Origin of the sequence: Rhodococcus sp. PvR044, assembly GCF_040548995.1 — a bacterium.
Lineage (GTDB): Bacteria > Actinomycetota > Actinomycetes > Mycobacteriales > Mycobacteriaceae > Rhodococcus_G > Rhodococcus_G oryzae.
Genome location: NZ_JBEPSX010000028.1, coordinates 1 through 1113, shown reverse-complemented (window position 1 = coordinate 1113; position 1113 = coordinate 1). Strand labels below are relative to the sequence as shown.

1 protein-coding gene is annotated in these 1113 nt (G+C 65.4%); it reads left to right on the top strand.

The genetic code is table 11. The features are described from left to right. Positions 1–125: 125 nt before the first annotated feature. A partial coding sequence (locus ABIC28_RS27225; RefSeq protein ID WP_269590474.1) for an IS481 family transposase occupies positions 126–1113 on the top strand: 988 nt, incomplete at its 3' end.

The following is a 1113-nucleotide window of genomic DNA, read 5'->3' as shown; positions in this document are numbered from 1 at the left end:
TGTACTGCCCAGGCAGGTTGGTTGAGGGATTGCGACGACACGCTGTGACTGGTCGTTGAACAGGGAAGGTCTCCTGTCGTGAAGTGGAAGTTGCTGAGACAACCACTGACCGACAGGAGACCTTCGTGGTTCACGCTAATGCACCCCTGACTCCGAGGGGCCGGCTACTGCTGGCCCAGCTCATCGTCGACGACGGCTGGCCGATCGTGCGGGCAGCCGAACATTTCAACGTCTCCTGGCCCACCGCGAAACGGTGGGCCGTGCGATACCTGGAGATGGGCGAGGTCGGCATGGTCGACCGCTCCAGCCGCCCACACCACAGCCCGAACCGCACACCGGAACAGGTCAAACGCAAGATCGTGGACCTGCGCTGGCGCACACGCCTATCCCCGCTAGCGATCGCCTCCCGGCTGAACATGCCGGCTTCGACAGTCCATGCGGTCCTGGTGCGGTGCCGCCTGAACCGGCTCTCGCACATCGACATCCGCACCGGCGAGGTGATCCGCCGCTACGAACACCCCCACCCGGGGTCGATGATCCACGTCGACGTCAAAAAGCTCGGCAACATCCCCGACGGCGGCGGCTGGCGGTTCGTCGGACGCGCGAAGGGCCGCAAGAACCGCCAGAGCACACCCGGAACGACCCGCAGCCGACACCACAATGAACTGCTCGGTCACGCGTTCGTGCACACCGTGATCGACGACCACTCCCGAGTCGCCTACGCCGAGATCCACGACGACGAAACCGCGACGACGGCCGTCGCGGTGCTGCGCCGGGCGGTGAGCTGGTTCGCCGCCCGCGGTGTCACGGTCGAACGGGTCCTGTCCGACAACGGTGGCTGCTACCGCTCCACGCTCTGGAAGCAGACCTGCGCCGAACTGGCGGTCAAACACAAACGCACCCGCCCCTACCGGCCGCAGACCAACGGCAAGATCGAACGCTTCCACCGCACCCTGGCCGCCGAATGGGCCTTCGCCCGCCACTACAAGTCCGAACGAACCCGAAGATCAGCGCTACCGGCGTGGCTGCACACCTACAATCACCACCGGCAACACTCCGCCATCGGCAGGAACGTTCCCTTCAGCCGCTTGACCAACGTCCCTGGGCAGTACA